Genomic DNA, 17229 nt, shown 5'->3' with positions numbered 1-17229 from the left:
AAACAACAATCAATCAATCATGAAGGGGAATCATCATGTTCAAAGACAATCATTCGCCCATCCGGCGATTCGGCAGGACGGCGGCGGCGCTCGCCGCAGTGGCGGCCATAGCGGCGCTGTCGGCATGCGGCAACGCCGGGGCCAGCAATGCCGCAGTGGCCGGCACTCCTCAGCAGGGCGGAACCCTGCGACTCATCCAGTTCCCGGACACCGGCCAGTGCATCGACCCGTCGCAGGCCATCTCCGACTCCGGTCCGCGCACGGTCGTGCGCAACTACGTTGAGTCGCTGACCGATCAGAATCCCGACACCGGCAAACTGGTGCCGAGGCTCGCCTCCGACTGGCAGGTGAGCAAGGACGCGAAGACGTACACGTTCCACATCAAGCAGGGCATCACGTTCTCGGACGGCGAGAAGCTTGACGCCGCCGCCGTGGTGAAGAACATCAACTCGCTTTCGAAGCAGGCGGCAATCTCCAAGGTGCTGTCGCTGAACACACTGAAGAAGACCGAGGCAGTGGACTCCAGGACGGTGAAGGTGACGTTCTCCGTGCCGAACCTCGCGTTCCTCAACTCCACGGCATCCACCAAGTTCGGCATCATCGCGCCGAAGTCGCTGGACATCCCGGCCGCCCAGCGCTGCTCCGGACAGGGCGTGTACGGCACCGGCCCGTTCACCCTTGAAAAGTACGATCCGAACACCAAGACGATTCTCAAGCGCCGTGCCGACTACAAGCCGACCAGCGAGCTCGCCAAGCACCAGGGCCCGGCATACCTCGACACCATCGAGGTCTCGTACGTGCCGGAGGAGTCCGTGCGACTCGGCAGCTTCTCCAGCGGCCAGGCCGACGCCATCCATGCGGCCACCACCGAACAGTTCACGCGCAACGCCGTGGCGCAGATCAAGGCCGCGGGCGGCTCCATACAGTCGCATTCCATTCCCGGCCAGGCGTTCGACATCTATCCGAACGTGGCATCCGGCAAGCCGCTGAGCGACATCAAGGTACGGCAGGCGCTCTCCTACGCCATCGACCGTTCCACGTACGCATCCGCCGTATATCGCGAGGATTACCCGGTGGTCGGCAGCATCTACGACGCCACCAGCGTGGGACTGGTGAAGTCGCCGTCGACGACCACCTACGACACGAGCAAGGCCAACGCGCTGCTTGACGAGGCCGGATGGAAGCAAGGCGCCGACGGCTACCGCCACAAGAACGGCAAGAAGCTGACCCTCGTATGGTTCGACGCGACCAAGCGCACCGGACAGGAGCTGCTCATCGACCAGCTGCGCAAGGTGGGCATCGATCTGCAGGTGGACATCAACCCCTCCGCCGGCGAGAACCTCAACCGCGTGAAGAGCGGCGACTACGACTTCGTGACCACGCCGTACAACGCCAAGAACGACCCGAACGTGTTCGACCTCATCTACAGCGACCAGCCGTCCTTCTACAGCGGCGTGCACTCGCTGACCCCCGACAAGCTCAAGCAGGCGCAGGGAATCCTCAAGCAGGCCGACGAGGGCACCACCAAGGAGGCGCGACTCCAGCAGTACGAGAAGTTCCAGAAGTTCATCGAGGAGAACTACGCCGCGATTCCGCTGGCCGAACGCACGCAGGACCTCGCCGTATCCAGCAAGGTGCACGGCACCCGGTTCGCGGTGGAGACCACCGTCGACTTCACCGACACGTGGCTGTCGAAGTAGACGGACGGGAAGCGACCCCATCATGAATCCCAAAGGATATGCGGTGTACCTCGCCAAACGCATCGGGCAGGCGGTCCTTGTACTCTGGGCCGCCTACACGGTGACGTATGTCATCCTCAATCTGCTGCCCAAGAACGTCGAGCAGTCGATTCTCGTGGCCCGCGGCATGCAGGAGGCCGTGGGCGACCCGAACGCGATCGCCCAGGTCCGTGCCGAATTCGGTCTCAACGAATCACCGGTGCGACACTACTTCAGCGTGCTGTTCGCCGCCCTGCACGGCGACCTCGGCACCTCGTACCAATACGGCTCCAACGTGGCGTCCCTGATCGCCACGCGACTGGGCATGACCATCTCCGTGAGCCTGCTCGCCGTGCTGCTCGCCGTCGTCGTGGCCTTCGCGCTCGCGTTCGCCGCCTCGTACTTCCGTCAGAAGACCATCCGAGCGATCCTCCAGTCGCTGCCGACGCTGTCGGTGTCGGTGCCGACCTTCTGGATCGGCCTGCTGCTCATGCAGGTGTTCTCCTTCTGGCTCGGCCTGCTGCCGTCCATCGGGCAGACCGGCTGGAAGACGATGGTGCTGCCCGTCGTCACCATGGCCATTCCCGTGAGCGCCATGCTTTCGAAGCTTCTGATGGACGGATTCGACACCGTGATGCGCGAGCCGTTCATCGTGGCCGCCAAGGCCCACGGATTCAGCCGTCGGTCCATCATCGTCAGCCATGTCATCAAGAACGGTTCGCTGCCGGCGCTGACCATGCTCGGCCTCATCGTCGGCGGCACCGTGAACGGTGCGATCGTGGCGGAGACCGTGTTCTCCCGTCAGGGAGTCGGCCTGCTCATCCAACAGGCCGTGCAGAACCAGGACTTCCCCGTCGTGCAAGGCGTGGTCCTGCTCGCGGCCGCGGCGTTCGTGGTGGTCAACCTCGTCGTGGATCTGATCTACCCGTTGCTCGATCCGCGAATCTCCCACACAGCCAAGGAGGTGTGAGATGAGCAGTGCATTGCAAATCGAATCAACCGTCGACGCTGCGGTGAAGGCGTCGCCGGAAACGCGGAGCCTGCCCGTTCGCGTTCGTGCGTCCATCGGAACGGCATTGCGGGGCATCGGCGACGGGCTGCGCGCCCACAGCGGCGTCTCGACCACGCTGGCCGGCCTGTTCACCGTGGTGATACTGATCGCCTCGTTCCTGCCGTCGCTGGTGGCCCGCAAGGACCCGTACGCCACCGACCCGGCACATATGTTCCAGGCGCCGAGCGCGGCGCACTGGTTCGGCACCGACCAGCTCGGACGCGATCTCTTCGCCCGCACCGTATACGGCGCGCACGCCACGGTGACGGCCTCGCTGCTGTCGCTCGCCATCGCGGTGGTCGGCGGCCTCATCATCGGCATCGCGTCGGCATACGTCGGCGGCATCGTCGACACCGTGCTCATGCGCGCAGTCGACGTGCTGCTCTCCATCCCCGGTCTGCTGCTGTCCATCACCATCGTCACGGCCATCGGCTTCGGCACCACGCCCGTCGCCGTCGCCATCGGCGTGGCCAGCCTGCCCGGCTTCGCACGCACCACACGCGCCCAGACGCTGAAGATCAGGAACCGCGCGTACGTGGAGGCTGCCGTCGTCTCCGGCGTCTCGCCCCTGCGCATCGTGTTCTCGCATATTCTGCGCAACGTCCTCGGCCCGGTCTCCGTGCTTGCGATGCTCGACTTCGGTGCGGTCATCATGTCGGTGGCCACATTGAGCTTCCTCGGCTTCGGCGCCAAGCCGCCGGCCGCGGAATGGGGCTCGCTCATCAACGACGGCCGCAACTACCTCATCACCAGCCTGTGGATCTCGCTGATCCCCGGATTCGTGGTGGTCCTGACCGTGCTTTCCGCCACCGTGCTGGCGAACAATCTGAAACGAGGGGAACGATGAGCGGCATCGACAACGACATCATTGGCGGCAACAACGCCATCGGCAACGGCAACAATAGCGGCGCCACCATCGGCGGCGAGCCGGTCATCGAGGTCTCGCATCTGAGCGTGACCTACCATTCGGCGCGGCGCGACGTCACCGCCGTCGACGACGTGACATTCACCGTCCGACGCGGCGACACCGTCGGCATCGTGGGCGAATCCGGCTCCGGAAAATCCACGCTCGTCGACACGTTCCTCGGCATCCTGCCCCAGAACGCCGACATAACCGGCTCGTTCTCCCTGTTCGGCGAGGACTTCACCCACGCCGCGGAACATGAATGGCGGCGGGTCCGCGGACGAATCCTCGGATTCGTCCCGCAGGACCCACGCACCAACCTCGACCCGACCATGACCGTCGGCCGGCAGACCGAACAGATCGTACGGCTGCGGCATCCCGAACGGTCACGGCAGGAGGCGCGCGAACGCGTCGTCGAACTGTTCACCGAAGTCGGCATCGACCGACCCGAACTGCGCTACCGGCAGTATCCGCACGAACTCTCCGGCGGCCTGCAGCAGCGCGTGCTCATCGCGCAGGCGCTCGCCAGCGAACCGGAGATCATCGTGGCCGACGAGCCGACCAGCGCGCTGGACGTCACCGTGCAGAAGCGCATCCTCGACGTGCTTGAATCACTGGTACGCAAACGCGGCATCACCCTGGTGATGATCACCCACGACCTGGCGGTCGCCTCCGACCGCACCCGACGGCTGCTCGTCATCCACAACGGGCGGCTCGTCGAACAGGGCGACACGCGTCAGGTGCTTGATCATCCCAAGGAATCGTACACACGGCATCTGCTCGCCTGCGCGCCGGCATTCCAGGTGCGCGACAACGTGCTTGACGACGAACGCGGCGAACATGACGGCCACGAGAACCGTGCCGAATCCGTCGAACCTTCCGACGACGGCATCGCCGTGAACTGGAACGACGTCTCCAAGGTGTATCACGAGCGCGGCGGCCGCGGCGAGGCGTTCAACGCGCTCGACCACGTATCGCTCACCGCGCGCACCGGCCGGACGCTGGCCATCGTCGGCGAATCCGGATCCGGCAAGTCCACGCTGCTGCGGCTGGCGCTCGCTCTCTCCGCGCCGACCTCCGGCACCGTGCTCGTCGACGGCCGCAATATCCACGAACTGCATGGGCGGGCCCTGCGTGCGGAACGCCGCAACTTCCAGCTCGTCCAGCAGAACCCGTTCGACTCGCTCGACCCGAACTACACCGTGCGCAAGGTCATCGACGAGCCGCTGCGGTCGTTCGGCTACGGCAACCGCCGTCGCCGCAGCCAACGCATCGCCGAACTGCTCGACCGTGTCTCGTTGCCAGCACGGCTGCTCGACGCCAAAGGCTCCGAACTCTCCGGCGGCCAATGCCAGCGCGTGGCCATCGCCAGGGCGCTCGCCATCAGCCCGAAGATCCTGTTCCTCGACGAACCGGTCTCCGCGCTCGACGTCTCCGTGCAATCGCAGATCCTCGATCTGCTCAAGGACCTGCAGGAGTCGCTGGGCGTCACCTACGTGTTCGTCTCCCATGATCTCGCCGTCGTCGCCGGCCTCGCCGACGACATCGCCGTACTCGAGCACGGCAGCATCGTGGAACACGGCAGCGTGGAGGACGTCTTCGGTCATCCGCGCAACGCCTACACCAAAAAGCTCCTCGACGCCATCCCCGGGCGTTGACGGTCTCCCGGGAAGGCCGCCGTCGCCGACGTCGTCGGAGTCGTCCCGCACGGCCCGACGGGCAGTCCCCGCCCGCCGGGCTCTTTCGCGTGCCGACGCGAAACGATTGGAAATGCTGCAATTCCAACGGTTAATAAACCGCTCAAGATTTTTGGACTACCCCAATATGTCGATTTTCGTGGTCGGCGACATATTGCGTGGGAATAATTGAAATCAAGCCGAAAGGCACGGCTTTCCATCGAGGCGTATCGCCCATCGGAAGCCGACGACAGCGGGGAAGCTCCACACGAAAAATCGGGAATCCAAGGGGAATATGAAACGCACAGGGTTTGCATCGGCGATCACACGCATCACGGCGGTCATACTGGCCGGCTGCGCATGGCCCAGCGAATACATCGCCGACGCCGGCAGCAAGGCGATTCGTAACGCCGGCTCCGACGGCAGCACCACGACCCTGCGCATCGCCGCCCAACCCTATCCGCTCTACTCCGACGTCTGGGTGGCCCACGAATTCGGCTACCTCAAGGAGGAGCTCGCCAAGGAACACGCCTCCTACACCTGGGATTCGTTCAAAAGCGGCCCGCTGGTGAACGAGGCCATGGCCGCCGGCAACGACGACGTCGGATACGCCGCCGACCTGCCCGCCGTCATCGCGAAATCCACCGGCCAGGACGTCACCATCGTCTCCAACGTGGCCTACGGCGAGAAGGCGCTCGCCATCATGGTCCCCAAGGACTCTCCGATTCATTCCGTCGCCGACCTGCGCGGCAGGAAGGTCGGCTACGCCACGGGTTCGTACGCGCAGCACCTGCTCGCGCTGCTGCTCGCCAAGGAGGGCATGACCCTGGGCGACGTGGACACCGCCAACCTCTCCGCCGAGGACCAGGTGGCCGCCATCCAGGCGCATAACGTCGACGCCATCGTCATCTGGGAGCAGTACGTCACCAAGCTCGAAACCGAGGGCACGGCCCGCGTGCTGGCCGACGGCACGGGCGTCAAGCGCGGCAATATGGTCTCCTACTTCACGACCAGCTACGCCAAGGCGCATCCCGACATCGTGCGCGCATACAACCGCGCCGTGCAGCGAGGCGCCGACGAGATCAACAGCAATCCGGACAAGGCCGCGAACGCCGTGGCCAAGGACTTCGGCGTCAGCGCCGACCTGCTCAAGAAGATATGGAAGCACTTCACGTTCACCACCGAGCTCAAGCCCGACGACATCACCGCCATCCGTGAGGTCGCCGACTTCGCATGGAAGAACGGCATCCTCAAATCCCAGGTGGATGTCGACGAACTCATCGACACCAGTTACCTGACCGCAAACGTCAACTCGAAAACCACGAATACGAACGATACGACTACGAAGGGGCAATGATCGCACATGGTGGAAAAGGTGCTGACAGGAATCTCATCGTTTACCGTCGCGGCGTCGAAGGCGGCGAAGAAACCCACCGCCGTTCGCAAGACGGCGGCCAGGAACGTCGCCGCCGGCGGAATCGCCGGCAAGGTCGGCAAATGGGCGCTGTACCTCGCGCTGCCCGTCATCCTCGTGGCCGTATGGGCGTTCGTCGGCGCACGCAGCGCCTCCTACGCCATGGCCACGCCGCAGCAGATCGTCTCGGCCACCATCGAATACGCGGGCAGCGGCGAACTGTGGCTCAACATCGCCGTCAGCATCGCACGCGTGCTCGAAGGATTCCTCGTCGCGTTCGTCGCGGCCGCCGTGCTCGGCGTCGCCGCCGGCGTCTCGCGACGATTCGAACGCTTCATCGACCTGGTCATGCAGGTGCTGCGGCCCATCCCCGGCATCGCATGGATTCCGCTGGCCATCCTGTGGTTCGGCGTCGGCGAGAACTCCAAGGTCTACATCATCTTCATCGGCGCGTTCTTCCCCATGTTCGTCAACTTCGTCGACGGCATCAAGGGCATCGACAAGCGCTACTTCGAACTCGGCCGCGTCTATGAGATTCCCAAGTGGCGGTTCATCCGCCAGGTCGTCGTGCCGGCCGCGCTGCCGCAGATGCTCACCGGCATCCGCCTCGGCCTCTCCGGCGCATGGATCTGCGTGGTTGCCGCCGAAATGATCGGCGCGACCAGCGGCGTCGGCTTCATGCTTTCCGACGGCCGTTCGATGTCCCGCCCCGACGTGGTGATCCTCGCCATGCTCATCATCGGCATCGTCGGCAAGCTCATGGACGACGTCGTCGAATGGCAGCGCCGCCGCATCGTCAACTGGCTGTGAGCCGCGCGGTGTAACGCTGGATGGCAGGCAAGGCGCCGACTTACGGCACTGAATCGAAAACGACTGGAAGCGTGGCATGAGCGACAACAACATCGACGGCGGCAGCGCCGACAACATCATCGACATCCGGCACCTGACCAAGGTGTTCACCTCGGAACACGGGCCAGTCGAGGCATTGCACGATGTTTCGATTTCGCTGCCGCGCGGCGGATTCACCTCCATCATCGGACCATCCGGCTGCGGAAAATCCACGCTCCTGCGCATCATCGGCGGCCTCGACACCGAATACGACGGCGAGGCCCTGATGGACGGCCGGCCGATTCCCGGCCCTGGCCGCGACAAGGGCTTCGTCTTCCAGGACCACCGCCTGCTGCCATGGTTCTCCGTGCGCGAGAACATCCGGTTCGCGCTGCCCGATTCGGAAAAACACAACGACGACCTGATTCAGGAGAACATCGATCTCGTGGGTCTGACCGGATTCGAGGACGCGCTGCCCAAGCAGCTCTCCGGCGGCATGTCGCAGCGCGTGGCCATCGCCCGCGCGCTCGCCAACCGTCCGAAGATCCTGCTGCTCGACGAGCCGTTCGGCGCGCTCGACGCCATCACCAAAATCAAGTTGCAGGACCAGCTGCTGCGCATCTGGCAGTCCGAAGGCATCACGATGGTGATTGTGACGCACGACATCGATGAGGCCGTGTATCTGGGAGAGACCGTCGTGGTGATGAAGCCGCATCCCGGCGAGATCAGGCGTGTGGAACACGTCGACCTGGGAACGCCGCGCACGCGTGTCGGCGAAAGGTTCAACCGCGCCAAGGATTCGATCTACCAGGAGTTCTTCGCGCAGGAGTAGGCGTAAAAACTACGTAATAATGCGAATTTATCGCCGCATATAACAAAGTGCCGCTATCGGATTTTTCGATAGCGGCACGCTGTTTTTTCCACTAATTCCAAGCTTGCGTGCGGCCGATTCGCGCCGTTAGCATCGAAGACGAACACCGGATGACGGCCCGATATCGGGGGATGTCGATCGTCGTTCGGCGGGATTCGAATCAAGGGAAAACATCGAACCGACGCCGGGATCGGCGTCAGACCAACAAGGGGAGAGAGCATCGTGACTACATCCATTACGCCTTCCGCCGCCGCGGCGGCGAAGGCCAAGACCAAGGCCAAGGAGACCGTTCCGGCGGCCGCCGAAGGCAACAAGATCCTCGGCAGCGAGGACTGGTGGGCCGTGTTCATCGGCCTCGGCATCGTCGTGCTGGCGTTCGTGCTGTGGGCGGCCGGCAGCTCGCTGAACATCTTCGCCGCGAAGATTCCCAGCTGGGGGTCGTGGTCGTTCCTGTTCGAGGGCGGCGACGTCGTGAAGAACGGCGCGACCACGCACGCGGCCGGCCTCGCCCAGCGCTGGCCGAACATCCTGGCGTTGTTCGCGCTGTTCGCCGTCGTGTTCGGCGTGGCCGCGCGCTTCCTCAGGCTCAAGGTGCCGGCGTTCCTCGGCGGATTCGTGGCGCTGTTCGTGCTGAGCTTCGCCGTCAACGTGTTCAGCACCTCGAAGTTCGCCAACTCCTACAATCTTGAGGCGCCGCTGGTCGCACTCGTCGTGGGCCTGCTGCTCGGCAACATCTTCAACCTCGAAGGATTCTTCGGCGGCAGCCTGCGCACGGAACTCTACGTGAAGGTCGGCATCGTGCTGCTCGGCGCCACGCTGCCGTTCACCACCATCATCTCGGCCGGTCCGGTCGCGTTCCTGCAGGCCACGTTCATCGCCGTCTCCACGTTCCTCGTGATCTACTTCGCCGCCACCCGTCTGTTCGGTCTCGACAAGCGTTTCGCCGCGACGCTCGGCGCCGGCGGCTCCATCTGCGGCGTCTCCGCAGGCATCGCCGTGGGCAGCGCCGTCAAGACCCGCAAGGAGCACGTCTCCGCGGTGATCTCCATCGTGGTGGTGTGGGCCATCATCTCCATCTTCCTGCTCACGGGCCTCGGCAAGGCTCTCGGTCTGGCGGACGGCGTGGCCGGCGCCTGGGTCGGCACCTCCGAATTCGCCGACGCGGCCGGCATCACCGCCGCCGCCAGCTTCGGCGATCAGGGCATCGCGGCGTTCACCCTCATGAAGGTCGTCGGCCGCGACATCTTCATCGGCGTGTGGTGCCTCATCCTCGCGTTCGTGGCCATCACCTACTGGGATCGTCAGGACCGCGTGGCCGAGGCCAAGGCCGCCGGCAAGGACATTTCCAAGCTGCCGAAGCAGAAGCTCGATGTGGCGCAGATCTGGCACCGCTTCCCGAAGTTCGTCATCGGATTCTTCGTGGCGTCGATCTTCCTGACCATCGTGATTGCCACCGCCGGCGCCTCGGCCTCGGCGGGCATCACCAGCGACCTGATCACGCCGGTCAAGGAGCTGCGTACGTGGGCCTTCACGTTCACGTTCCTCTCCATCGGCCTGACGACTCGATTCAAGCAGCTGTCGTCGCTCGGATGGAAGCCCATCGCCGCATTCAGCATCGGCGCCGTCGTCAACATCATCCTCGGATTCGTGCTCTCGGCCGTGCTGCTGCCCGGCTTCTGGGCCAATATTCCGGTCGCCTGATTTTGCCGGCCTCACAACTCGGGTTTGTATCGCGGTGTGAACGCTCATATCGCATCAAAAACCCGAGTTGTGAGGCTTGATATTTTTTATTAAGGAGAATCCCATGAATCTACCGGTCGTCTGGCACGTCATCGTCGATATTCCGTTTACCGGCAGGCCGTTTCGCAGCACGGGACTGAGCATTGACGACGCGACGAACGACTTGCAGGAGCGTATCGACCGTGCGAAGATCGCGCAGCGCGTATTGGCGAAATTGCGCGAACTGAGCCCCGCCGACGAGGATGGCGACTGGCAGCTGGCGCTCTCGTGGAAGGGCCTGCGTGCGGAACGCGACGGCGCCGCGTTCGAGCAGCTCGAACAGCAGCTGTACGACGCGGGATTCACCGATAATGATTTCGCCGTGCGCGTGGAATACGCGCGTTCGTGGGGAATGCTGTAAATTCCGTTTCTCCCTGTGCACGAATCGTCAGATGCCACGCGAAAAAAGGTTTTCGCGGCCGGTATCTGACGATTCGTGCACAAGGGGCTACCGCATAATAAGCTCTATCGCCCGCCTCAGCACATCATTCGATTCGGGCACGATAACGCTGCCGCCGTCTTCGCGGATGATATCCGCCGTACTCGGGCCCAACGCGTAATACGTAGGGGTCGGTGCAAAGGAATCGGGTTTTTTTTCGATGATCGCCCGCAGCCGTCGATACGACGACGGGCTCGTCACCAGAATGCGGTCGATGGGACGGTCCGCGCCGGCGCCGGCAGCAATCGTCGCGACCGCCGACTGCTCCAACTCATCGTTCCACATATTCTCGTAGATGCGAATCCGCGGGATTTCCTCGGGGATATGGTCGTGCGGCACGCGCAGGTCGCCGCCGAGCATCGCCATGCGGGCGCGCGGCAGCGTAACCAGCAGACGCGCCAGCCCCCGCTGGTTCTCCTCGTCGGGCGTCAATACATGCGGCAGGCCGTATCGTTCGGCCTGCGTCGCCATCTTGCGGCTCAGCACCACCACCGTGGCCAGCCAGTTGAGATGCCGGTAATGCTCCAGATACAGCGCAAGCGCGAAATTGCTCGTGATGATCAGATAATCGCTGCTCGCGATCGTGCGCAGGTCGGATTCGTTCGGCACGGTGGCGTGCAGCTTGCGCAGCGGGCAGTACACGACGCCTCCGGCAGGGCGAGCGGCATCGTCGAGCCGCCGACGCAGCGCCTCGTCGATGTGGTCCTGCGGATACGTGATCAGCACGGTCATGTCATCCTCCTTGCCGGTGGCAATTCTCTCATTGCCGTATGTCGTGCGTTGCCGTATGTGTCGTCGGCGTCACCATTCGCCGCGGTCGATGCGTGCGGCCACGTCCTTGGCGAAGTACGTGATAATGAGGTCGGCGCCGGCGCGTTTGATGCCGGTCAGCGTCTCCTTCACGATGCGCGCCTCGTCGATCCAGCCGTTCGCCGCGGCCGCCTTGACCATGGCGTATTCGCCCGAGACGTTGTAGGCGACCAACGGCAGATTGCTGGCGTTGCGGATGTCGCGCACGATGTCGAGGAATGCCATCGCCGGCTTGACCATCAGGAAATCGGCGCCCTCGCGCTCGTCGCTGGCCGCCTCGCGCAGGGCCTCAAACCGGTTCGCGGGATCCATCTGGTAGCCGCTGCGGTCGCCGAACTGCGGCGCCCCATCGGCGGCGTCGCGGAATGGTCCGTAGAAACTCGATGCATATTTAACCGAATACGACATGATTGGAACGTTGATGTATCCGGCTTTGTCAAGGCCTTGGCGAATCGACGCGACATAACCGTCCATGGCATTTGACGGGGCGATGATATCGGCCCCCGCCTTCGCCTGACTGACGGCGATACGAACGATGTATTCCAACGATTCGTCGTTGACGACCTCGCCGTCACGCACGATGCCGCAATGGCCGGTGGACGTGTATTCGCACATGCAGTCGTCGGCGATCACCACCAGGTCGGGGCAGGTGGCCTTGATGACGCGGATGCCGCATTGTACGATGCCGTCGTCGTTCCATGCGTCGGACCCGACGTCGTCCTTATGGTCTGGAATGCCGAACACGATGACCGATGTGATGCCCAGGTCGGCGATGGCCCTGATCTCGTCAGGCAGCGCATCAAGGCCGTAGCGGTTGATGCCGGGCATCGACGGAATCGGCGCGACGCCGTCGATCGTCGCATCGACGAACACCGGCATGATGAGGTCGTTCTTCGTGACGGTCGTCTCGCGTACCAGACCGCGTATCGCCGCGCTGGTGCGCAGCCGACGATGACGGTCGAAAACCAATGACATGATGAGTCCCCCTGACGTTTCCGACTTTCAAGAATATGCGGTCGGCGGTGGCTTCGCTGGGCGGGGAAGGGTATAGCCTATATCGGTTAGTTATGACGGGCGATACATCGCCGGATTTGCGGTGTTGCGGTGCGTCGCGCGTGTGCGGCCGCCGCGTCTGCATGGCTGACAATAGATGGTTGAGATACGTTGAGTCGCAGTGCGGAAGGGAGATGTCATGAGTGAACGGCAGGGTCTCGTGTCGTTGGTGGGAGCCGGGCCGGGCGATCCGGAACTGCTGACGCTGCGCGGCAAGCGCCGACTGGAGGAGGCCGACGCCGTCGTATACGACCGGCTGGTGAATCCGGAACTGCTGGAATTCGCGCGCGCCGACGCCGAACGCATCGACGTGGGCAAATCCGCGCATCATCATCCCGTCAAGCAGCAGGAGATCAACGATCTGCTGGCGCGGCTCGCGCTCGACGGCAAGCGTGTGGTGCGGCTGAAGTCCGGCGATCCGTTCGTGTTCGGTCGCGGTGGCGAGGAGCAGCGGTATCTGCGCGGTCTCGGCGTGCAGGTGGAGGTGGTGCCGGGCATCACCAGCGCCATCGCCGGACCGGCGTCGGTGGGCATTCCGGTGACTCATCGCGACTATGCGTCGAGCTTCCATGTGATCGCCGGTCATCGCAAGCGCGCGGGGCATGAGCTCGATTGGGACAACATCGCGCACATGGAAGGCACGCTCGTGTTCCTCATGGGCATGGAGTCGTTGGGGCGCATCGTCGGCGAGCTGCTGGCCAACGGCAAGCCGGCCGATACGCCGATCGCCGTGATCCAGTGGGCCACCCGCGAGAACCAGCGCGCCGTGAAGTCCGATTTGCGGGGAATCGAGACGGCGGTTGAGGCCGCCGGACTGGGTGCGCCGGCGCTGATCGTGGTCGGCGGCGTGGCCTCGCTGCTGGAGGATGGAGATGACGGTGGCGACGCGGCCTCGTCATCGGACTCGGCCGGGTCGGGACGGTCGTGAGCGGCGTGGCATCGGGGCTTCCCGAGCATCCCTACCCCGTGAACATCGACATGCGCGGCCGTCTCGCCGTCGTGGTCGGCGGCGGGGCAGTGGCCGCGCGCAAGGTCGGTACGCTGCTGCATTGCGGCGCAAAGGTTGTCGTCATCAGTCCGGCATTGGGCTCGCGCATTGACGCGTCCCGTGTGGATTGGCGGGAAAAGTCCTATAAGTCTGGGGATATCTTCGCGGTCGGTGCGGCGGCCACCGGGTCGATGGACGCCGATGGCGCGGTGGCTGGCGGTCCGTCGCCCGCCGTGCCGTTCGTCGTGCTGGCATGCACCGATAACACCGACGTGAACGCACAGGTCGTGAGCGATGCACATGCTGCCGGCGTTCCGTTGGTCAACAACGTCGGCGACCCCGGGCAGTCGGATTTCTATAACGTCGCGACGGTGGAAACCGACGATTGCCTGCTCACCGTCTCCACCAAGGGGCGTGACCCCGCCCGCGCGCGACGCCTTAAGCGGCGTTTGCGTGAGTGGGTGGGGGAGATGTGAGGTTGCGGTTCGTGTCAACTCCCCTCAGCCGGCTTCGCCGACAGCTCCCCTCAGTCTTGAGGGGAGCCAAGGGACAAATGGGTGTACTGGCTCGCCTGTCGGCTCGCATTTTGCCTGCAAACGCCTCCGCCGTTTGCTTGACGGCAAAATCCCCTCAGTCGGCTTTGCCGACAGCTCCCCTCAATCTTGAGGGGAGCCGGGGTGAAATGGCTTACCGCAAATAGGTGAGGGCGCCGGCGGCGATCAACGATTCGGCGGCTTGCGAACCAAGTCGGTCGGCCGCCGTTCCCGTGAGATGGCGGGTGAAGCAGTGGCGGCCATCGGCGGACGCCACCAGGCCATCAAATGTAAGTAGATTACTTTCGTAACGTGCGTATGCACCGATTGGGAACGTGCAGCTGCCGCCGAGCGCGGTCATGAACTCGCGTTCGACATGCACGGCGGCGCGGGTGGCGTCATCGTCGATGGTGGCGAGCATCGCCAGCGTATCGGCGTCGTCGGCACGGCATTCCACGGTCATCGCGCCCTGGCCGGCCGCCGGTAGAATCGCATCGCGCAGCGACAGGCGGTGATAGCCGCCCAAATCGGGGCGGAGCCGGTTCAATCCGGCTTCGGCGAGAATCACGCCGTCAAGACGCTCGGTCTCGATTTTGTGCAGCCGGGTCTCCACATTGCCACGAATCGGCACGATGACGATATCGGGCCGCAGCCGCAGAATCTGCGCCTGACGTCGCAGACTGTTCGTGCCGATGCGGGCACCCTGCGGCAGATCGTCGATGCCGGCGAACGGCTGCGCGGAAATCAGACAGTCGAACGGGGAGTCACGCTTGGGGAAACAGCCAAGCGTCAACGATTCCGGCAGTACGGGCTGCACGTCCTTGAGGCTGTGCGCGGCGAAGTCGATGGTGCCGTCGAGCAGTTCGCGTTCGATCTCCTTGACGAACACGCCCTTGCCGCCGATTTTCTGCAGACTGGAATTCAGGTCGCGGTCGCCCTGAGTGACGATCGGTGTGACGACGAACTCGCAATCGGGATGACGCTCGCGCAGGGCGTCGATGATGAGCTCGGTCTGGCGCAGCGCCAACCGGCTTTTGCGGGTACCGACCCGAAATACGTGTGTCATGCAAGCTCCTCGTCCAAGCGAGCCCCACTATAACATTTGAGCGTTGGACGAGGAGCCGTGCGGCTATAGGGAAAAGTTATGGATGCTCCCCGTAGGCGGGAGATGCTGGAGTGGGGAGGCTGAGGGTAGAGGTGTGATGTCAACTCCCCTCAGTCGGCTTTGCCGACAGCTCCCCTCAATCTTGAGGGGAGCCAAGATCGGCGGGCTACTCCAGCAGGAGCCAGGCGGTGGCGTCCTGCGGCAGGCGTCCATCCACCAGCGGCGCGGACGCGAGCTTCACCTCGCCGGCCGGCAGGGCCAGCGGTTCGGCGGCGAAGTTGGTGACGCTGGCGAAGCGGCGGCCGTCCGTGGTCGGACGCGAATAGGCGACCGCCGTGCGTGTGTCCACAGACGCAGTGCCAACCTCGTCATCCAGCCACGTGAGGCCGATGTCGCCAGTCGGCGTGAGCAGCTCCTGGCGCAACGCCAGCGCCGCACGATACAGGTTCAGCATGGAATCGTCGTCGGCGTCCTCGGCGTCGGCCGCGAAATCCTTGAACCACAGCGGCTGCGGCAGATGCGGTTCCGCGCCCGACCCGGCCGGCGAGAATCCGAACGAACCGGTCCTGCCGTCACCGAACTTCCACAGGCTGGCGTTGCGGCCGTCCGCGTTGCTGTCGTCGCTGCTGCCGATCTTCTCGTCGCTCCACGCGGCCAGCGTCGGCTCGTCCGAAGCCGTCCACGGCAGCGGCACACGGCAGCCGTCACGGCCCTTCACCGCGAACTGATGACGGCTCGTGCGCGAATACGGGTCCTCCAGACGGTCCCACGGAATATTCGCCACCTCGAACAGGCCCAGCTCCTCGCCCTGATAGATGTAGGCCGCACCCGGCAGTCCCAGCTCCATCAGCGCCGCCGCACGCGCACGACGCGTGCCCAGCTCGCGGTTCTCGTCGAACAGATCGCCGTTGCGCAGCAGCCATGCCTGCGCCATCTGGTGATACACATGCGTCTTCACCTGCGGCAGCGCGTAGCGGCTCGCCGAACGCGGCACATCATGATTGTTCATCACCCACGTGGTCGTCGAACCGGAACGGTCGGCCGAAGCCAGGCCCTCCTCGATGGCCGTGCGCATCGCCGTGCAATCCCAATCCGCCTTCGCGAACTCGAAATTGAACACCTGGCCCAATTCGTCCGGCGAAGCGTACAGCGCCTGATGCTCCGGCGCGATCCACGCCTCGGCGACCGCAAAGCGCGGCGGATCGTACTCGTTGAACACCTTGCGCCACTCGCGATAGATGTCGTGCACCTCGGCGCGGTCGAACAGCGGATTGTCGCCGTTCGGATTGAACTGGTCCAGCGTCGACCAATGCCCAAGCTCTTCCAGCGGCTTCGACTCCAGGTCCTTCGCCATGCCATGCGCCACGTCCACACGGAAGCCGTCCGTGCCATGGTCCGACCAGAAGCGCAGCGTCTTGAGGAACTCCTCATGCACTTCGGGATTCTTCCAATTGAGGTCCGGCTGCTGCTTGGCGAACAGATGCAGGTACCACTGCCCATCATCCACGCGCTCCCACGCCGGGCCGCCGAAAATCGACTCCCAGTCGTTCGGCGGAATCTCGCCGTGCTCGCCGCGGCCCTCGCGGAAGATGTAGCGCTCGCGGGCGGCCGAGCCGCGTCCGGCGGCCAGCGCCTCCTGGAACCAGACGTGCTTGTCGGCCGTGTGATTCGGCACGATGTCGACGACGACCTTGATGCCGGCTGTATGCGCGGCGTCGACCATTGCGTCGAAATCATCCATCGTGCCAAGCCGCGGGTCGACGTTGCGATAGTCGATGACGTCGTAGCCGCCGTCGTGCAGTTCGGAGGGATAGAACGGCGAAAGCCAGATGGCATCGACGCCGAGATTCTTGAGATAGTCCATACGGTCGGTCACGCCGGCGATGTCGCCGAGGCCGTCGCCGTTCATGTCTTTGAAACTGCGGGGGTAGACCTGATAGACCACCGCCTGCTTCCACCAGTCGGCATGTTCGTTGTTCGCCGTCATTGACGTCCCCTTTCATCATCGATTCGTGTGTTCGTCGCGCAATCCAATACTGACGTCGGTGTCGCAAGTGTTG

Annotated in this window: 15 protein-coding genes; 11 read left to right on the top strand and 4 right to left on the bottom strand. The window is 64.0% G+C overall.

Going from position 1 to position 17229, the window contains the following annotated elements; genetic code table 11:
* Window positions 1-35: 35 nt before the first annotated feature.
* From CS006_RS10235 to CS006_RS10195, 9 genes are all read left to right on the top strand, one after another.
* A complete protein-coding gene (locus CS006_RS10235; RefSeq protein WP_100511726.1) occupies window positions 36-1700 on the top strand; it encodes an ABC transporter substrate-binding protein in 1665 nt (554 codons plus the stop codon).
* 22 nt (window positions 1701-1722) lie between these two features.
* Window positions 1723-2688, top strand: coding sequence for an ABC transporter permease (locus tag CS006_RS10230; RefSeq protein ID WP_100511725.1), 966 nt, complete (start codon window positions 1723-1725; stop codon window positions 2686-2688).
* 1 nt (window position 2689) lies between these two features.
* Window positions 2690-3616, top strand: a complete 927-nt coding sequence (locus tag CS006_RS10225; RefSeq protein WP_100511724.1) for an ABC transporter permease — start codon at window positions 2690-2692, stop codon at window positions 3614-3616.
* Entirely contained in the window at window positions 3613-5331 is a 1719-nt protein-coding gene (locus CS006_RS10220) for an ABC transporter ATP-binding protein (protein WP_100511723.1), read from the top strand. The genes CS006_RS10225 and CS006_RS10220 overlap by 4 nt, the downstream gene beginning before the upstream one ends.
* Before the next feature lie 313 nt (window positions 5332-5644).
* The gene (locus CS006_RS10215; RefSeq protein ID WP_100511722.1) at window positions 5645-6706 is read left to right on the top strand and encodes an aliphatic sulfonate ABC transporter substrate-binding protein; all 1062 of its coding nucleotides are present in this window, start codon (window positions 5645-5647) and stop codon (window positions 6704-6706) included.
* Window positions 6707-6712: 6 nt separating this feature from the next.
* Window positions 6713-7573: an ABC transporter permease gene (locus tag CS006_RS10210; RefSeq protein WP_100511721.1), complete on the top strand. Its 861-nt coding sequence runs from the start codon at window positions 6713-6715 to the stop codon at window positions 7571-7573.
* Between the two features lie 76 nt (window positions 7574-7649).
* Complete coding sequence (locus CS006_RS10205) at window positions 7650-8423, top strand: ABC transporter ATP-binding protein (RefSeq protein ID WP_100511720.1); 774 nt, start codon at window positions 7650-7652, stop codon at window positions 8421-8423.
* 261 nt (window positions 8424-8684) lie between these two features.
* Window positions 8685-10163, top strand: a complete 1479-nt coding sequence (locus tag CS006_RS10200; RefSeq protein WP_207760045.1) for a YeiH family protein — start codon at window positions 8685-8687, stop codon at window positions 10161-10163.
* 103 nt (window positions 10164-10266) lie between these two features.
* A complete protein-coding gene (locus CS006_RS10195; RefSeq protein WP_100511719.1) occupies window positions 10267-10602 on the top strand; it encodes a hypothetical protein in 336 nt (111 codons plus the stop codon).
* 87 nt (window positions 10603-10689) lie between these two features.
* On the opposite strand, the gene CS006_RS10190 is transcribed toward CS006_RS10195, so the two are convergent.
* Entirely contained in the window at window positions 10690-11412 is a 723-nt protein-coding gene (locus CS006_RS10190) for a uroporphyrinogen-III synthase (RefSeq protein WP_100511718.1), read from the bottom strand.
* 69 nt (window positions 11413-11481) lie between these two features.
* A complete protein-coding gene (gene hemB / locus CS006_RS10185; RefSeq protein WP_100511717.1) occupies window positions 11482-12465 on the bottom strand; it encodes a porphobilinogen synthase in 984 nt (327 codons plus the stop codon).
* Between the two features lie 217 nt (window positions 12466-12682).
* Here hemB and cobA point away from each other — a divergent pair, with 217 nt between their 5' ends.
* Both cobA and CS006_RS10175 read left to right on the top strand, forming a co-directional pair.
* Window positions 12683-13471, top strand: coding sequence for a uroporphyrinogen-III C-methyltransferase (cobA, locus tag CS006_RS10180; protein ID WP_100511716.1), 789 nt, complete (start codon window positions 12683-12685; stop codon window positions 13469-13471).
* Window positions 13468-14007, top strand: coding sequence for a precorrin-2 dehydrogenase/sirohydrochlorin ferrochelatase family protein (locus CS006_RS10175; protein ID WP_100511715.1), 540 nt, complete (start codon window positions 13468-13470; stop codon window positions 14005-14007). The genes cobA and CS006_RS10175 overlap by 4 nt, the downstream gene beginning before the upstream one ends.
* A 211-nt stretch (window positions 14008-14218) precedes the next feature.
* Here the strand turns inward: CS006_RS10175 and hemC are convergent, their stop codons facing one another.
* Both hemC and CS006_RS10165 read right to left on the bottom strand, forming a co-directional pair.
* A complete protein-coding gene (hemC, locus tag CS006_RS10170) occupies window positions 14219-15130 on the bottom strand; it encodes a hydroxymethylbilane synthase (RefSeq protein ID WP_100511714.1) in 912 nt (303 codons plus the stop codon).
* A 205-nt stretch (window positions 15131-15335) separates the two neighbouring features.
* A complete protein-coding gene (locus tag CS006_RS10165; RefSeq protein ID WP_100511713.1) occupies window positions 15336-17156 on the bottom strand; it encodes a glycoside hydrolase family 13 protein in 1821 nt (606 codons plus the stop codon).
* Window positions 17157-17229 lie beyond the last annotated feature (73 nt).

It is taken from the genome of Bifidobacterium primatium (assembly GCF_002802875.1).
GTDB lineage: Bacteria > Actinomycetota > Actinomycetes > Actinomycetales > Bifidobacteriaceae > Galliscardovia > Galliscardovia primatium.
This window is presented reverse-complemented; position numbering and strand designations above follow the sequence as displayed.

Excerpts from the sequence above, each read along its gene's own strand:
- CS006_RS10235 (WP_100511726.1), top strand. The coding sequence starts at position 36 with ATGTTCAAAGACAATCATTCGCCCATCCGGCGATTCGGCAGGACGGCG.
- CS006_RS10230 (WP_100511725.1), top strand. The coding sequence starts at position 1,723 with ATGAATCCCAAAGGATATGCGGTGTACCTCGCCAAACGCATCGGGCAG.
- CS006_RS10225 (WP_100511724.1), top strand. The coding sequence starts at position 2,690 with ATGAGCAGTGCATTGCAAATCGAATCAACCGTCGACGCTGCGGTGAAG.
- CS006_RS10220 (WP_100511723.1), top strand. The coding sequence starts at position 3,613 with ATGAGCGGCATCGACAACGACATCATTGGCGGCAACAACGCCATCGGC.
- CS006_RS10215 (WP_100511722.1), top strand. The coding sequence starts at position 5,645 with ATGAAACGCACAGGGTTTGCATCGGCGATCACACGCATCACGGCGGTC.
- CS006_RS10210 (WP_100511721.1), top strand. The coding sequence starts at position 6,713 with ATGGTGGAAAAGGTGCTGACAGGAATCTCATCGTTTACCGTCGCGGCG.
- CS006_RS10205 (WP_100511720.1), top strand. The coding sequence starts at position 7,650 with ATGAGCGACAACAACATCGACGGCGGCAGCGCCGACAACATCATCGAC.
- CS006_RS10195 (WP_100511719.1), top strand. The coding sequence starts at position 10,267 with ATGAATCTACCGGTCGTCTGGCACGTCATCGTCGATATTCCGTTTACC.
- CS006_RS10190 (WP_100511718.1), bottom strand. The coding sequence starts at position 11,412 with ATGACCGTGCTGATCACGTATCCGCAGGACCACATCGACGAGGCGCTG.
- hemB (WP_100511717.1), bottom strand. The coding sequence starts at position 12,465 with ATGTCATTGGTTTTCGACCGTCATCGTCGGCTGCGCACCAGCGCGGCG.
- cobA (WP_100511716.1), top strand. The coding sequence starts at position 12,683 with ATGAGTGAACGGCAGGGTCTCGTGTCGTTGGTGGGAGCCGGGCCGGGC.
- hemC (WP_100511714.1), bottom strand. The coding sequence starts at position 15,130 with ATGACACACGTATTTCGGGTCGGTACCCGCAAAAGCCGGTTGGCGCTG.
- CS006_RS10165 (WP_100511713.1), bottom strand. The coding sequence starts at position 17,156 with ATGACGGCGAACAACGAACATGCCGACTGGTGGAAGCAGGCGGTGGTC.